A 15,234-nucleotide genomic window follows, 5' to 3' on the forward strand; every position below is an offset into this window, starting at 1 on the left:
CTCTTCCCATTCCGAACAGAGAAGTTAAGCCCGCCCGAGCCGATGGTATTGCCGTAACAGGTGGGAGAGTAGGTCGGTGCCTTTTTTTATACAAACCCCTTATCAGTAAAATGATAAGGGGTTTTTTGTGTTTAGAAACTTTTTATATCTACATTTTTACAACATCTTAACGCAAATAGCTTTATCTTGTGTATTCGTTTGTAGGGCAAATAGATATCTAAACTTATGAGTAAAAAAGCCATAATATTTTTGAGCATTGGATTATTGATCGTATTGGGATTGGTGACATATCGTATTATTACCAATACCAAAAAAGATGAAGCAAATAAATCAGCTGGGGGAGCTAACCGCGCAGGAGGGGGAAATAAAGTCTATGGACGTGTAGTACAAGGTCAACCTTTTGCAGATTACTTATCTTTGAGTGGTTCTATAGAAGCCAATGAAGTAGTTGAACTGCATTCCGAAGTGTCAGGAATAGTAGAGAATCTGAATTTTCAAGAAGGAAGTCAAGTGTCTGCTGGACAAGTACTACTTAAAATAAACGATGCCGAATTACGCGCACAGTTAGCTCAAGCAAAAACACGCTCGGAGTTAGCGGGTGAAAACGCACGAAGAGCCAAACTACTTTTAGAAAAAGAAGCGATTAGTCAGGAAGAATACGACATTGCATCAGCAGATTTCCGCACTTCTGAATCCCAAATACAATTAATAAATGCACAATTAAGCAGAACTTTAGTTCGTGCGCCATTCTCAGGAAAAATTGGTTTACGCAATATTTCAAAAGGTAGCTACATCACACCTGCTAATGTTATTGCTAATCTTGCAAATACAGCACAGGTTAAATTGCTTTTCTCCGTTCCCGAACGTTATGCCCATATGGTAAATAAAGGAAGCCAAGTAGAATTCTCTATTCAAGGAGATGAACAGAAATTCTCAGCTGTTGTTTATGCTATTGAGCCTGTGATTGAAGCGAATACACGTACACTTCTAGTTAAAGCCATCAGCAAAAATAGCAGTAACAAACTTATTCCTGGCGTATTTGCTAATGTGACCTTTCCACTTGAAACGGTGGATAATGGTTTATTGGTTCCAGCTGAAGCATTAATCCCGATTCAGAATGGTAAAAAGATTTTTGTATTACGCGAGGGTAAAGCCAAAGAAGTTATCGTAGAAACTGGTGGCCGTACAGATGCTGATGTGTTAATCACAAAAGGTTTGGTAGAGGGAGATACCATTTTGACTTCTGGCGTGATGTCGTTGCGTGATGGCTCTCCAGTTCAAGTTATTTTACGTTAATCTATAGAAAATGAGTTTATCCACCTTGAGTATAAAACGTCCGGTTCTGACCATTGTCATGAACTTGATGTTAATCTTGTTTGGAATCATCGGCTATACTTTCTTAGGTGTACGTGAGTTTCCATCCATTGATCCTGCACAGATTTCGGTACGCACCATTTATGCAGGCGCGAATCCAGATATTATTGAATCACAAATTACAGAGCCTTTAGAAAAGGCGATTAACTCCATTGATGGTATTCGAAACATTACTTCTACGAGTTCACAAGGTTCGAGTAACATCAACATTGAGTTTAACCTCAATAAAGATTTAGAAGCTGCAGCAAATGATGTGCGTGATAAGGTATCACAAGCTATGCGAAGCTTACCTCAAGATATCGATGCCGCACCTGTCGTTTCAAAAGCTGATGCAGACTCCGAACCTATTATCTCGATGACGCTGCAAAGTCGTACGCACAATGTGTTGGAACTTTCTGATTATGCCGAAAATGTTATTTCACAACGTTTACAAACTATCCCAGGCGTTAGTTCCGTTCAAATATGGGGATTGCGAAAATATGCCATGCGTCTTTGGATTGACCCAAACAAATTAGCTTCTTATGGCTTGACGGTGATGGATGTACGTAATGCGTTGAATAGTCAAAACGTAGAATTACCATCCGGAAAGTTGACGGGAGCGAATACAGAATTGACGGTTAAAACAATAGGAAATCTTTCGACCGAAGAACAATTTAATGATATCATAATCCGTGCGGATCAAACTAGGGTAGTGCGTTTGGGCGATATTGGAACAGCAGCATTGGAAGCAGAAAATTTCGAAACCAAAATGTCGGATTCTGGATTCCCGATGGTGAGTTTAAATATTATACCACAACCTGGAACCAATTACCTAGAAATCGCAAACAGATTCTACACAGAATTTGATAAAATGCAATCCGACCTTCCCGAAGGATATGAAATGAATATCGCTATTGACAATACACAATTTGTGAAGAAATCGGTATTGGAGGTCGTCGAAACATTGATTATTGCCGTAATATTGGTGGTCCTCATTATTTATATATTCTTCCGTAATTGGTCTATCGCATTCCGTCCATTGATTGATATTCCAGTATCCTTGATAGCTACATTTTTCATCATGTATCTGTGTGGCTTCTCTATCAATGTATTGACTTTACTGGCTATTGTATTGGCGACGGGTTTAGTTGTGGATGATGGTATTGTGGTAACAGAAAATATTTTCAAAAAGGTCGAAGAAGGAATGTCTCCAATTGAAGCTGCTATCAAAGGTTCCAATGAAATATTTTTTGCGGTAATATCCATATCGGTAACATTGGCTGCCGTTTTCTTACCTGTGATATTTTTAGAAGGATTTGTTGGAAGTTTGTTTCGAGAATTCGGAATAGTCATCGGTGCCGCGGTATTGATATCTGCTTTTGTTGCCCTCACGCTGACACCTATGTTGAATGCCTATCTGATGAAAGGTGGTGAACAGAAGAAAAGTAAATTTTACGAACGTACAGAAAAGTATTTTGTGGCAATGAATACCGAATACGCCAACTCACTCAAAGGATTTTTAAAATTCAAATGGCTAAGTTTCGCAATTCTAATTGCTTGTTTTGGATTAATTTATTTATTCTTCCAACTTTTACCCAAAGAAACGGCACCTTATGATGACCGTAGTTATTTGAGTTTACGCGTGACTGCGCCAGAGGGCGTATCGTACGATTACATGGATAAGTTTATGACGGATTTGACCATGTTGATAAATGATTCTGTACCTGAAAAGAAAGTAAGTTTGGTGATAACTTCGCCTGGTTTTGGTTCGGCTTCGGTAAATAGTGGGATGGTTCGTTTAGGATTGGTAAATCCTGAAGATAGAACGCGTTCGCAAGAAGAGATAGCAAATGACTTATCGAAATTGACACGAAAGTTTTCTGAAGCTCGCGTTGCAGTATCACAACAACCAACTATTTCTGTTAATAGACGAGGTGGTTTGCCTATTCAATATATCATACAAGCTCAAAACTTTCAACAGTTGGAAGAAAAAATTCCGCTTTTCATGGAGGAGTTGTCTCACGATCCGACTTTCTCTATCACAGATGTGAATTTAAAATTCAACAAACCTGAAATTTATGTCACAATTGACAGGGAAAAAGCACAATCTTTAGGCGTATCTGTATTGGATGTCGCACAGACATTGCAAATGTCACTTTCTGGACAGCGCTTTGGTTATTTTATGATGAATGGTAAGCAATATCAAGTCATGGGACAATTTGATCGTAAAGATCGAGCGACACCCAATGATTTGGCTGCGATGTACGTGAAGAGTAACAAAGGTGAGTTGATTCAACTGAGTAATATTGTCGAATTGGAAGAGCGCAGTAGTCCACCACAATTGTATCACAACAACCGCTATATGTCTGCTACAGTATCCGCAGGATTAGCTCCGGGTAGAAGTATGGGCGAAGGTATTGAGGCAATGGAGCGCATACGCGAGAAAGTGTTGGATGAAACTTTTACCACGGATCTAGGAGGAGAGTCTCGAGATTTTGTCGAGAGTGGTTCGAATACGATGTTCGCGTTTGGTCTCGCCGTTTTATTGATATTCCTAATCTTAGCAGCACAATTTGAAAGTTTCACCGATCCAATTATTATAATCATTACGGTACCATTAGCCGTAGCAGGAGCTTTATTTTCATTATGGCTTTTTGGCCAAACTTGGAATATCTTTAGCCAAATCGGAACAATCATGTTGATTGGATTAGTAACCAAAAACGGAATTTTGATTGTTGAATTTGCGAATCAATTGCGAGAGCAAGGAATGGATAAATATACTGCTGTAGTTGAAGCGGCGGAAGCGCGCTTAAGACCTATTTTAATGACATCCCTAGCAATTGCTTTTGGAGCATTGCCAATAGCTATGTCATTAGGAGCAGCATCGACAAGTCGAGTCGGAATGGGTGTTGTAATTGTAGGTGGAACTATGTTTTCATTAATTTTGACACTTTTCGTGATTCCTGCATTTTATTTAATGATGTCCCGTGAAAGAAAACACAGACCAGAGTTTGATAATTTAGAAGATTAGTATGAGAAGGGTGATTAGAATTGCAATATGTATGTTGCTTTGTACGCAGGTAGGCAGAGCACAAGAATTACTGACAGTAAAAGAAGCCATAGCTATTGCATTAGAAAATAATTACGATATCAAATTATTTCAGAATAATTTAAGAGTCGCACAAGAGAATGTTACGCCTGGAAATGCAGGCATGTTGCCAACAGTAACTGGTAATTTCAACCAAAATAATAGTTTATCCAATTCTAATCAGACCCAAGCGAATGGTGATGTAAGAGCTTTAGACAATGCGAAGAATAACAGTCTCAATTATGGAATTAGTGTCGGTTGGACTGTATTTGACGGATTAGGGATGTTTTCCCGTTATGAGACGCTGAAAGAGTTACAAAAACAAGGTGAAGCCGAATTGCAACGTTCGGTGGTGACTCGTATTTCGGATGTGATTTCTACTTATTATACAATTGTCGAACAGCAAAATTTGCTGTCGGCTATTGATTCGAGTATAGTTATTTCGCAAGAAAGATTACGGACAGCCGAAAATAGATTTTCAATAGGCAAAGCTTCGCGTTTGGAAGTATTAAATGTTCAGGTAAATCTGAATACAGACGAATCGAACCGCATAAAACAGGAAAATGTCGTTAAGAATCTTAAAATTGTTTTAAATAATCTTTTAGCAAGAGAATTGCAACAAGATTTTCAAGTTATTCGAGAAGTTGCGATTGATGAAACCCTTACACTTGGCAATTTATTAGAACAGTCAAAATCTACTAATCCTGATTTGATTTTAATCAGCATAAATAGAAGATTGGCCGAATTGGAAGAAAAAACGGTAAAGGCCAATCGTTATCCCACAGTTCGGTTGAATGGAGGGTACAACTTTAGCGAATCTGAATCAAGTTTGGGATTCGTTGCGCAATCCAAATCTCGGGGATTGACGTATGGCGTGACCGCTTCGGTTAATATTTTTGATGGTTTCAATCAAAGAAGAAATGAGCGTATCGCTAAGCTTCGAATAGAAAATGCAGATATGCAGATTGAACAAATGAATTTGCAAATTGAATCAGAAATTGCTCAAGCTTTCAATGTTTACAAAACCAATTTAGAATTGGTGAAATTGGAAGAGAAGAATGAACAGATTGCACGTCAAAATATGAACATAACATTGGATAAATACAAAATCGGAACCTTAAGTGCTGTAGAATTTCGGGATGCGCAAGAAAATTTTATAAATGCGGTATCTCGATATAATTCTGCTAAGACACAAGCAAAGTTGTCGGAAACCTTATTGATGGAATTAATTGGTAAAATCGAATTGTAACAAACGAAATAGGCAATCGAATTCGTAAAATAAGACAAACGTTTGCGTTTGTGAATGATTTTATAATCTGATAATTATAAATTATAATTGTTAAAGATAATACGAAGAACATTATCATATAAACCATGAAGACCTAAGAAAATTAATGCATTGGTTTTCTTGTTAGTGACTGTTTAGTTTGTTTTAATATAGGTGATTTTTAAGGGGGCTTTTTGCCCCTTTAATTTAAGACAAAGATTTATAAATCAAAATTGTATGAGTACAAATAGAAGAGATTTTCTCAAAAAGGCATCATTGCTATCCGCTACGGCGATTTCATTACCCGCATTACATGTGAAAGCAGCTGAGGCTCCAAGATTTAATATGTCTGGATATGCTGCGCCAAAAATTGATAAAGTACGTGTTGCTTTCGTAGGGTTAGGTAATAGAGGATCTGGTGCTGTAGATAGATATACATATATCGAAGGCGCGGAAATCGTAGCATTATGTGATAAGCATGCCGATAGAGTAACCAAACATCAGAATACGGTAACACAGCGTGGATTGAAAAAACCTGCTGCTTTCTCTGGTGAAGATGGGTGGAGAGAGATGTTGAAATCTGTGAAAATCGATTTATTGTACATTTGTACACCGTGGGATTACCATACGGAGATGAGTATCGAAGGTATGAAAGCAGGTGCTCACGTTGGTTGTGAAGTGCCTATTGGTTTGACAGTAGAAGATTGTTGGAAAGTGGTTCGCGTGTCTGAAGAGACGAAAAAACATTGTATGATGTTAGAAAACTGCTGTTACGATTTCTTCGAATTGCAAACTTTAGGAATGGCAAGAGCTGGTGTTTTCGGTGAATTGATTCACGCAGAAGGTGCTTACATCCACGACTTATTAGATTTAAATTTCAGCAAAACATATTACGATGATTTCTGGAGATTAAAAGAAAATATTCGTTTCAACGGTAACTTATACCCAACGCATGGTATTGGTCCAGTAGCACAATGTCTAAATGTAAACCGCGGTGACGTGATGACTTCATTAGTGAATGTGGCTTCAAATGATTTCCAAATGGGTGAAGAAGCTAAACGTTTGGCAAAAGAAGATCCGGCTACATATGGTCAATTTGTGGGTGCGCAGTTCCGTGGAAACATGCACACGACATTGATTCGTACGCAAAAAGGTAAAACAATCATGATTCAACATGATGTGACTTCACCTCGTCCATATTCACGTATCCATATGCTGAGTGGTACAAAAGGTTTCTGTGAGAAATACCCTAAAATTGGTATTAGTTTAAAATCACACAAAAATGGACATGATTTCCTACCAGAAGAAGAATTAAACAAATTGCGTGAGCAATATACACCAGAGATCGTAAAATTCATCGGTGAGCAAGCTAAGAAAGTTGGTGGTCATGGCGGTATGGATTTCATGATGGATTGGAGATTGGTAGACTGTTTACGTAATGGATTGCCTTTGGATCAAGATGTGTATGATGCTGCAGCTTGGTCTGCTATTGTACCATTGAGTGTGGAATCAACTAAAAAAGGTAAAACTGTTGAATTTCCTGACTTTACACAAGGTACTTGGATTTCAAATAAGCCTGTTGAATTGACATTAAAAGGTGGTGGTAACACAGGAATTCGTCCAAAAAAAGACGCCAAAGGAAATCAATTGAGTGTTTAGTTCATAGATTTTTCTATAATATTTGGGCTTCAAGTGTTTTTTCTTGAAGCCTTTTTTTATTTTAGTAAGTTAAATCGCTATTATGAAAGTCTACTACCTATTACCTTTTATATTTTTTTATTCGTGTCAAGAAAATCCAAAACAACAAACGAAAAAGCCCTTGGAAGATGCAGTGACCTGTGCAATGGGAAGTATACCCAATCGTCTATCGTCTATAGGTGCAGAAAATGTAGCAATTGGTAAGGATTCGGTGCGTATGATTTTAATAGAAGGGGCAAAGTTCTCGTTAGGATCGGATTATTTTGAAGATGCTAAACCTAAACATGTAGTCGAAGTAAATTCATTTTACATGGATGAACATGAAGTTACGAATGCGCAGTTTACACGATTTGTAAAGGAAACAAATTATGTGACGATAGCAGAAAGACCGCTAGATCCGAAAGAATTTCCAGGTGTTGATCCAGTGATGTTGGTTCCTGGCTCAGCAGTTTTTGTGGGTAATCTAGAGACGCATGATTTAGAAAATCCATTGTCATGGTGGGAATATGTCAAAGGCGCAAGTTGGAAGAATCCAGAAGGTCCTAAAAGCAGTATAAAAGGGAGAGAAAATCATCCCGTTGTGCATATTGCTTATGAAGACGCAGAAGCTTATGCGAAATGGGCTGGAAAACGCTTACCAACCGAAGCAGAATGGGAATTAGCCGCGAAAGCAAATAGTCATACAAATGAAGATTATTATTGGGGTAAGGAGTTGAAAAAAGATGGAAAGTGGATGGCGAATACCTATCAAGGTGCTTTTCCGAAAAATAATGCTAAACTAGATGGTTTTGCTGGTTTAGCTCCTGTGAAATCATTTCCCGCTAATGCACTTGGGCTATACGATATGGTCGGAAATGTATGGGAATGGTGTTCGGATTACTACCGTTCAGGATACGATACCAATGGCACTAAAGTTAACCCCAAAGGTCCAGGAGATTCGCACGATCCACAAGAGCCAGGCTTAGTCAAACGCGTGCAACGTGGCGGTTCTTTTCTATGTGTAGATAGTTATTGCGAACGCTACAAAGCTGGCGGTAGAGGCAAAGGTGAAATCAATAGCCCAACCAATAATGTTGGATTTCGTTGTGTTAAGGATATTTAACATTTTTGTTTCTTTAAAATTTATATTTTTAAAGAAAAGAATACAATGAAATTAAAGTACTCATTTTTTATACTGCTATTTGTATTATTTCAAGTAAATCTAGCGAAGGCGCAAACTTCTTTTAATAAAGTCGATAGTTTGCTTACTGAATTAGAGGATAATAATATAGCTATTGGCAGTGTATCAATCTTTAAGGAAGGTAAAGAAGTATATAATCGAAGTTTTGGACAAAAGAATATTCCTAATAAAATTTCTCAAAAGAATAATCGTTACCAAATAGGTTCTATTACAAAGATGGTTACAGCTACTTTGATTTTCAAATTGATAGAAGATAATAAGTTGAGCCTGGATACTAAACTAGAACAATTTTATCCGGAAATTCCTAATTCTGATAAAATAACCGTTAAAAATCTATTAGAACATTCTAGCGGACTTGGAGATTATGTGTCGAAAGACGGCGATGAGACTTGGTTAACTCAACGCGTATCATCTCAAGATATTATAAATGAGATTATCAGACAAGGGGTGCTATTTCAACCTAATGAAAAAACCAAATATTCCAATTCTGCATATTATTTATTAGCTGGAATTTTAGACAAATTATATAAAAAGGATTATAACAGTATCATTATCAAAGAAATAATAAAACCTTTGAGATTGAAAAGTTTCAAATCCTATTTACCAAAGCAAAATAAGATTTTTAGAAGTTTTAGTTTTTCTGATAAGTGGGAAACGGTAAAGGAGTTTGATTTTTCGAATGTAATAGGAGTAGGAGATATAACGAGTACAACGCACGATATGAATCTCTTTATCAATAGTTTATTTAAGGGTAAGTTGCTTAGTAAAGAATCTTTGAATATTATGAAGCCTGACACTACTACGAAAGAAGTTTACGGAAGGGGAATGTACATAATGCCTTTTTATAATTTTTCCTTCTATGGTCATGCTGGAGATACTTATGGAACACATACAACAGTTGGTTATAATGCTGACTTAGATTTGAGTTACAGTATAATGTTAAATGCTTCTAGATATGAACGTAATGAAATCTATATTGCTATTTTGAGTAACTTGTTTGAGAAGAATTATGAATTACCGAACTACACAATCATTAAACTGTTTGCAGAAGAATTGGATAAATATTTAGGTAATTATACGAATACCGAAATTCCTTTAGAAGTATTTGTTTTTGTAGAAAACAATGTGCTGAAGGCTCAAGCAAAAAATCAAGAAGCTATAATTTTAGATTGTTATGAAGGAAATAAATTTGTGAACGAAGCAAACGGTTTAAAGATTGAATTTTTACCTCAAGAAAATAAATTGATTCTCCTTCAAGGAGGAGAAAGAGTTGAGATGAACAGAATAGGAGAGTAATCTTGATATAAAATTAGCATTATTAAAACAAAAAAACTCCCTCACAATTGCTTGCAAGGGAGTTCCTTTATAATATTTCTTGTTTGCTTATTGTGCGTTCAAGAACATTGATTTTTTAGATACCAATTCTCTAAAGTAAGGATCTTGCAAATCTTTGATAAAGCGGATCGCTTCACCTGTTGATTTCATTTCAGGACCTAATTGTTTGTCTACTTCAGGGAATTTCGAGAACGAGAATACCGGTTCTTTGATTGCCCATCCTGTTAACTTACGTTCGATAGTGAAATCTTTCAATTTGTTCTCACCCAACATTACTTTAGTCGCAATATTGATGTATGGAACATCGTATGCTTTTGCGATGAAAGGAACGGTACGTGATGCACGAGGGTTAGCCTCGATAACGTATACATTTTCACCTTTGATAGCAAACTGAATATTCAATAATCCTTTTACGTCTAATGCTTTTGCCAATTTGATAGAATATTCTTCCATCTTAGCTTGTACATTTTGTGATAAACTAAATGGAGGTAATACCGCGTAAGAGTCACCAGAGTGGATACCCGCAGGCTCGATGTGCTCCATCATACCGATGATATGTACATCCTCTCCATCACAAATTGAATCCGATTCCGCTTCTTCAGCTCTGTCTAAGAAATGGTCAATTAAGATTTGATTTCCAGGAAGATTTTTAAGCAAGTTTACAACAGCTTTTTCCAAGTCTTCGTCGTTGATAACGATGCTCATACCTTGACCACCTAAAACGTACGAAGGACGAACCAATACTGGATAACCTACCTCATTTGCTACTTTAATAGCCTCTTCTGCTGAAGTTGCTACACCGTATTTCGGATAAGGAATTTCTAATTCTTTTAATAAATCAGAGAAACTACCACGATCTTCAGCTAAGTCCATATTGCCAAATGAAGTTCCTATAATTTTTACGCCTAAAGCTTCTAGTCTGTCAGCCATTTTAAGTGCTGTCTGACCACCTAATTGTACGATAACACCTACTGGCTTCTCTAGCTCGATAATCTCACGTACGTGCTCCCAGAACACAGGCTCGAAGTATAACTTATCAGCCATGTTGAAGTCTGTAGAAACAGTCTCCGGGTTACAGTTAACCATGATAGCTTCGTAACCACATTCTTTAGCCGCTAATAAACCGTGTACACACGAGTAATCGAATTCGATACCTTGACCGATACGGTTAGGGCCTGAACCCAATACGATGATTTTTTTCTTATCAGAAGAGATTGATTCGTTTTCTTCTTCAAAAGTAGAGTAGTAGTATGGCGTTTGTGCTGGGAATTCTGCCGCACACGTATCAACCATTTTGTACACACGACTAATGCCTAATTCTTTACGACGATCGTAAACTTGATCTTCTGTTACATTACCTAACAACCATGAGATTTGTAAGTCTGAATAACCTTTTTGTTTTAAGGTCATGAAGAAATCACGTGGAATATTTGATAATTGATATCTTTTTAATTCAGTTTCTAATTGAACCAATTCTTGAATCTGAAGTAAGTACCATTTGTCTATGTTAGTTGCTTTACGGATAGATTCCAAAGGAACACCTAATTCGAAAGCATCTTTAATATGGAAAAGACGGTCTGCACTTGGATGCTCTAAGCTGTGCATGATCTCTTCTAAATTGCGCAATTGACGACCATCAGCACCTAGACCAGCACGACCTGTTTCTAGCGATTGAGCCGCTTTTTGCAATGCCTCGATGAATGTACGACCGATTGCCATTACTTCACCTACAGCTTTCATCTGAAGACCTAATTCTTTGTTTGCACCTTTGAATTTATCAAAGTTGAAACGAGGAACTTTTACAATTACGTAATCTAATGTAGGTTCGAAATATGCAGAAGTAGTTTTTGTAATTTGGTTTTGCAACTCATCTAAGTTGTATCCGATTGCCAATTTAGCAGCGATTTTTGCAATAGGGTAACCTGTAGCTTTAGATGCTAACGCTGATGAACGAGATACACGTGGATTGATCTCAATCGCGATAATATCTTCGTTTTCTGGATTCACTGAGAATTGTACGTTACAACCACCCGCGAAATTACCAATCGAACGCATCATCTTAATCGCTTGATTACGCATCTCTTGATAACATTTATCCGATAACGTCATTCCTGGTGCCACAGTGATTGAGTCTCCTGTGTGGATACCCATTGGGTCAAAGTTTTCAATTGTACAGATGATGATTACGTTATCATTTTTATCACGCAATAACTCCAATTCGAATTCTTTCCAACCTAATACAGCTTGCTCTACCAATACTTCGTGCGTAGGAGAGGCGTGAAGACCACGGTTTAATGCTGCATCAAAATCTTCTTTCTTGTGTACGAAACCACCACCAGTACCAGCTAATGTGTACGAAGGACGAATTACCAAAGGAAATCCGATTTCTTGCGCAGCTTCTTTACCTTCTAGGAATGAGTTAGCGATTTTTGAAGGCGCAACACCAACACCGATATCAATCATTAATTGACGGAATTCTTCACGGTTTTCCGTTTTTTCGATTGCTGCTACATCAACACCAATAACCTGAACGTTATACTTTTCCCAAATTCCGCGCTCTGATGCCTCAATACACAAGTTTAACGCTGTCTGACCTCCCATAGTAGGCAATACAGCATCGATTTGTTGTTCTTGAAGTATTTGTTCAATACTTTCGCAAGTAAGTGGTAATAAATAAACGTTGTCTGCAACAACTGGGTCAGTCATAATAGTTGCAGGGTTAGAGTTGATTATTGAAACTTTGATGCCTTCTTCTTTCAAAGATAGTGCAGCTTGAGATCCTGAATAATCAAATTCACACGCTTGTCCGATAACAATAGGACCAGAACCTATGATTAAAACGGAGTTAATGGAGGTGTTTCTTGGCATTATTTATTAAATCAAAAAGTTTAAATTACTATTTGTTGTTTGTGAAAAAGCGGTAGAAATGCCTTAGTTTGGAAGAGAATTCCGACTGCTTTGTCGGAGTGCAAAGTTATATATTATATTTTTAAAAACCTTGAGAAATTAGTAATATTTATTGTCATTATAAGGTCTTTTAATAACAAAGCCTTACAAATTTTGTAAGGCTTTGAGTTTTCTATTTCTTTAAATGCATATCAAAGTATCTCGCTATTTTATCGTACATATGTACTCTGTCTTTTCCGCGAACATTATGTTCATGTGATGGGTACAGGAAATAATCAACTTGTATCCCATTTTTGATGCATTGTTCTATGAAGTCCATGCTATGCTGCTGCACAACAACTGGATCCTGTGCGCCATGAATAATCAATAAATTGCCTTTTAATTGATCAGCTTTGTCTAGCAATGAAGTTTTTTTGTAGCCTTCCGGATTTTCTTGTGGCGTATCCATATATCGCTCACCATACATCACTTCATAATATTTCCAATCCATTACTGGGCCACCAGCTACTCCAGCTTTGAAGGTTGTGTTGTGTTTTGTCATTAACGACGTAGTCATAAAACCACCGTAACTCCATCCAAAAATCCCCATATTATCTTTATCAACATAGGCTAATGATTTCAAATAATCAATCCCTACCAATTGGTCAGCCATTTCTGCTTCGCCTAATTGTCTGTGCGTAACTCTTGTGAAATCACGTCCACGTGCATCTGATCCATGATTGTCTAATGTAAAAACTAAATATCCATTTTGCGCCATATACATATCGAAATAGCCAACTCCACCTAACCATCTGTCAGTAATCATCTGCGCGTGAGAGCCTCCGTACAAATAAACCATGACAGGATATTTTTTGCTTGGGTCAAAATTCGTGGGATAAGTGATTCTAGCATTTAATGGTGTCTTTCCGTCTGGAGATATGAATTCTTTGAATTCAATCTTAGGTAAGTTTATTTGTCCTACAAATGGATTTTCAGCTTCGAGAATTGTATGACCTTTTTTGTTTTTAGTTTCAATAATTTGAATTTTATTTGGTGTATTTAAATTACTGAATTGATCTACAACAAATTTTCCTGTTGGGCTAATGGATGCATTATGTAAGCCATTTGTATGAGTTAATTGAACTGTTTTTCCAGATTTGATATCCACCTCGAAAAGGTGACGTTCTAAACCTTTGTTGGTTACACCTACATAGTAAGCTTTTGTCGAATTGCTGTTAAAACCTTTGAAATCATCAACAATAACATCATTGAAACCTAAATGTTTAATCAATTTTCCTTCAATATTGTAGAGGTATAATTGATTATAACCATATTTATCTGTCTGATATAGAAATTGAGTTTTGTTGTTTGGTAAGAATATTAGAGGATGCTGAGGTTCAACCCAAGTGCTTGATTTTTCTTCAAAAAGTGTTTTAATAAAATCTCCACTTTTTGCATTATATTGATTTAGTTTTAAATGGTCTTGACCTCTGTTTAATACTCCCACATACACAAATTCATTATTCGGATCCCAAGTTACGGAAGTAAGATATTGCTCTTTTGGTTCTCCGGTTTTTAAAGTAGTGTGTGATTTGTTTTCAATATTGTAAACAACTAAAGTAACTTCTTCCGATTTCATTCCCACCATCGGATAGCGAATGTCTTTTATAGTGGCCACACGACTATTCCATTGCGGAAGCGGATATTTGGAAACCATGGTTTCGTCTTTGCGATAGTACAATAATTGATTCCCATCTGCGGACCACCACATTCCTTTTTTGATGCCAAATTCTTGACGATGTGTATCCTCGCTGCCATTTACTATCCCATTTATCGTGTCTTTAGTAACTTGGATTTTTTGACCATCACTTGTTATGATTTCAATATTGTTTCCTAGTAAATAGGCTGTATGTTTGCTTGTTTCAGCATTAGTCAATCCATTTGGAATGTTGTTAATAATAGATGCGGATTTTGATTTTACATTGTAGCTAATGTCGTAGAGATTTTTTTCGGCTGATAATTGAAATTTGATATGTTCTGCATCAATCCATTCGTAGGAATAAGGAAATATATTTAGTTTAAATTTATCAGAGCTAATTATTTTGTCTAATGCTGACTTTAATTCGCTAGCAGTAGAAATGGTCTCTTCTTTCCAGTTATTTTTAGCATCACGAGATACTAATTCCTGATAAGTAGGAGTGAGGTGAGTTAGAATATCATTATTCTTAGTCCATTGTACACCGTAGACAGTGGTTGGTGAAAATTTACTTGGTCCAAAGACAGTTTCATCTATAGTGAAATTTCGTTGCGCATATGCAGTGGAGCTGCTTAGTAAGAATAATATGAGTAGCTTTTTCATGATATCGAAATAGTTTTCACACGAAGTTAATTATTTCTAATTACTTCGTGTGAAAGTATCTCAAATCA

The 15,234-nt window shown here is 36.8% G+C and carries 8 protein-coding genes and 1 rRNA gene; 7 read left to right on the top strand and 2 right to left on the bottom strand.

Annotated elements, in window-relative coordinates; all coding sequences use genetic code 11:
- The 7 genes from rrf to GOQ17_RS03905 all read left to right on the top strand — a co-directional run.
- Positions 1-85, top strand: a 5S ribosomal RNA gene (gene rrf / locus GOQ17_RS03875); the annotation flags it as partial.
- Between the two features lie 140 nt (positions 86-225).
- Positions 226-1,296 carry an efflux RND transporter periplasmic adaptor subunit gene (locus GOQ17_RS03880; protein WP_159635079.1) on the top strand — a complete coding sequence of 357 codons (1,071 nt, stop codon included), beginning with the start codon at positions 226-228 and terminating at the stop codon, positions 1,294-1,296.
- A gap of 10 nt (positions 1,297-1,306) precedes the next feature.
- Positions 1,307-4,384 (top strand): efflux RND transporter permease subunit, encoded by a 3,078-nt coding sequence (locus GOQ17_RS03885; RefSeq protein ID WP_159635082.1) that lies wholly within the window; start codon positions 1,307-1,309, stop codon positions 4,382-4,384.
- 1 nt (position 4,385) lies between these two features.
- Positions 4,386-5,690 (top strand): TolC family protein, encoded by a 1,305-nt coding sequence (locus GOQ17_RS03890; RefSeq protein WP_201288517.1) that lies wholly within the window; start codon positions 4,386-4,388, stop codon positions 5,688-5,690.
- 255 nt (positions 5,691-5,945) lie between these two features.
- On the top strand, positions 5,946-7,367 hold the full coding sequence (locus GOQ17_RS03895) for a Gfo/Idh/MocA family protein (RefSeq protein WP_159635085.1): 1,422 nt from the start codon (positions 5,946-5,948) through the stop codon (positions 7,365-7,367).
- Positions 7,368-7,449: 82 nt separating this feature from the next.
- Positions 7,450-8,508, top strand: a complete 1,059-nt coding sequence (locus GOQ17_RS03900) for a formylglycine-generating enzyme family protein (protein ID WP_159635088.1) — start codon at positions 7,450-7,452, stop codon at positions 8,506-8,508.
- 45 nt (positions 8,509-8,553) lie between these two features.
- Complete coding sequence (locus GOQ17_RS03905; RefSeq protein ID WP_159635090.1) at positions 8,554-9,882, top strand: serine hydrolase domain-containing protein; 1,329 nt, start codon at positions 8,554-8,556, stop codon at positions 9,880-9,882.
- Positions 9,883-9,969: 87 nt separating this feature from the next.
- On the opposite strand, the gene carB is transcribed toward GOQ17_RS03905, so the two are convergent.
- Both carB and GOQ17_RS03915 read right to left on the bottom strand, forming a co-directional pair.
- The gene (carB, locus tag GOQ17_RS03910) at positions 9,970-12,789 is read right to left on the bottom strand and encodes a carbamoyl-phosphate synthase large subunit (protein ID WP_159635093.1); all 2,820 of its coding nucleotides are present in this window, start codon (positions 12,787-12,789) and stop codon (positions 9,970-9,972) included.
- Between the two features lie 211 nt (positions 12,790-13,000).
- Positions 13,001-15,166 (bottom strand): S9 family peptidase, encoded by a 2,166-nt coding sequence (locus GOQ17_RS03915; RefSeq protein WP_159635096.1) that lies wholly within the window; start codon positions 15,164-15,166, stop codon positions 13,001-13,003.
- Positions 15,167-15,234 lie beyond the last annotated feature (68 nt).

Source organism: Sphingobacterium composti, from assembly GCF_009829075.1.
Taxonomy (GTDB): domain Bacteria; phylum Bacteroidota; class Bacteroidia; order Sphingobacteriales; family Sphingobacteriaceae; genus Sphingobacterium; species Sphingobacterium composti.

Coding starts and splice junctions, on each gene's coding strand:
- GOQ17_RS03880 (WP_159635079.1), top strand. CDS start 226: ATGAGTAAAAAAGCCATAATATTTTTGAGCATTGGATTATTGATCGTA.
- GOQ17_RS03885 (WP_159635082.1), top strand. CDS start 1,307: ATGAGTTTATCCACCTTGAGTATAAAACGTCCGGTTCTGACCATTGTC.
- GOQ17_RS03890 (WP_201288517.1), top strand. CDS start 4,386: ATGAGAAGGGTGATTAGAATTGCAATATGTATGTTGCTTTGTACGCAG.
- GOQ17_RS03895 (WP_159635085.1), top strand. CDS start 5,946: ATGAGTACAAATAGAAGAGATTTTCTCAAAAAGGCATCATTGCTATCC.
- GOQ17_RS03900 (WP_159635088.1), top strand. CDS start 7,450: ATGAAAGTCTACTACCTATTACCTTTTATATTTTTTTATTCGTGTCAA.
- GOQ17_RS03905 (WP_159635090.1), top strand. CDS start 8,554: ATGAAATTAAAGTACTCATTTTTTATACTGCTATTTGTATTATTTCAA.
- carB (WP_159635093.1), bottom strand. CDS start 12,789: ATGCCAAGAAACACCTCCATTAACTCCGTTTTAATCATAGGTTCTGGT.
- GOQ17_RS03915 (WP_159635096.1), bottom strand. CDS start 15,166: ATGAAAAAGCTACTCATATTATTCTTACTAAGCAGCTCCACTGCATAT.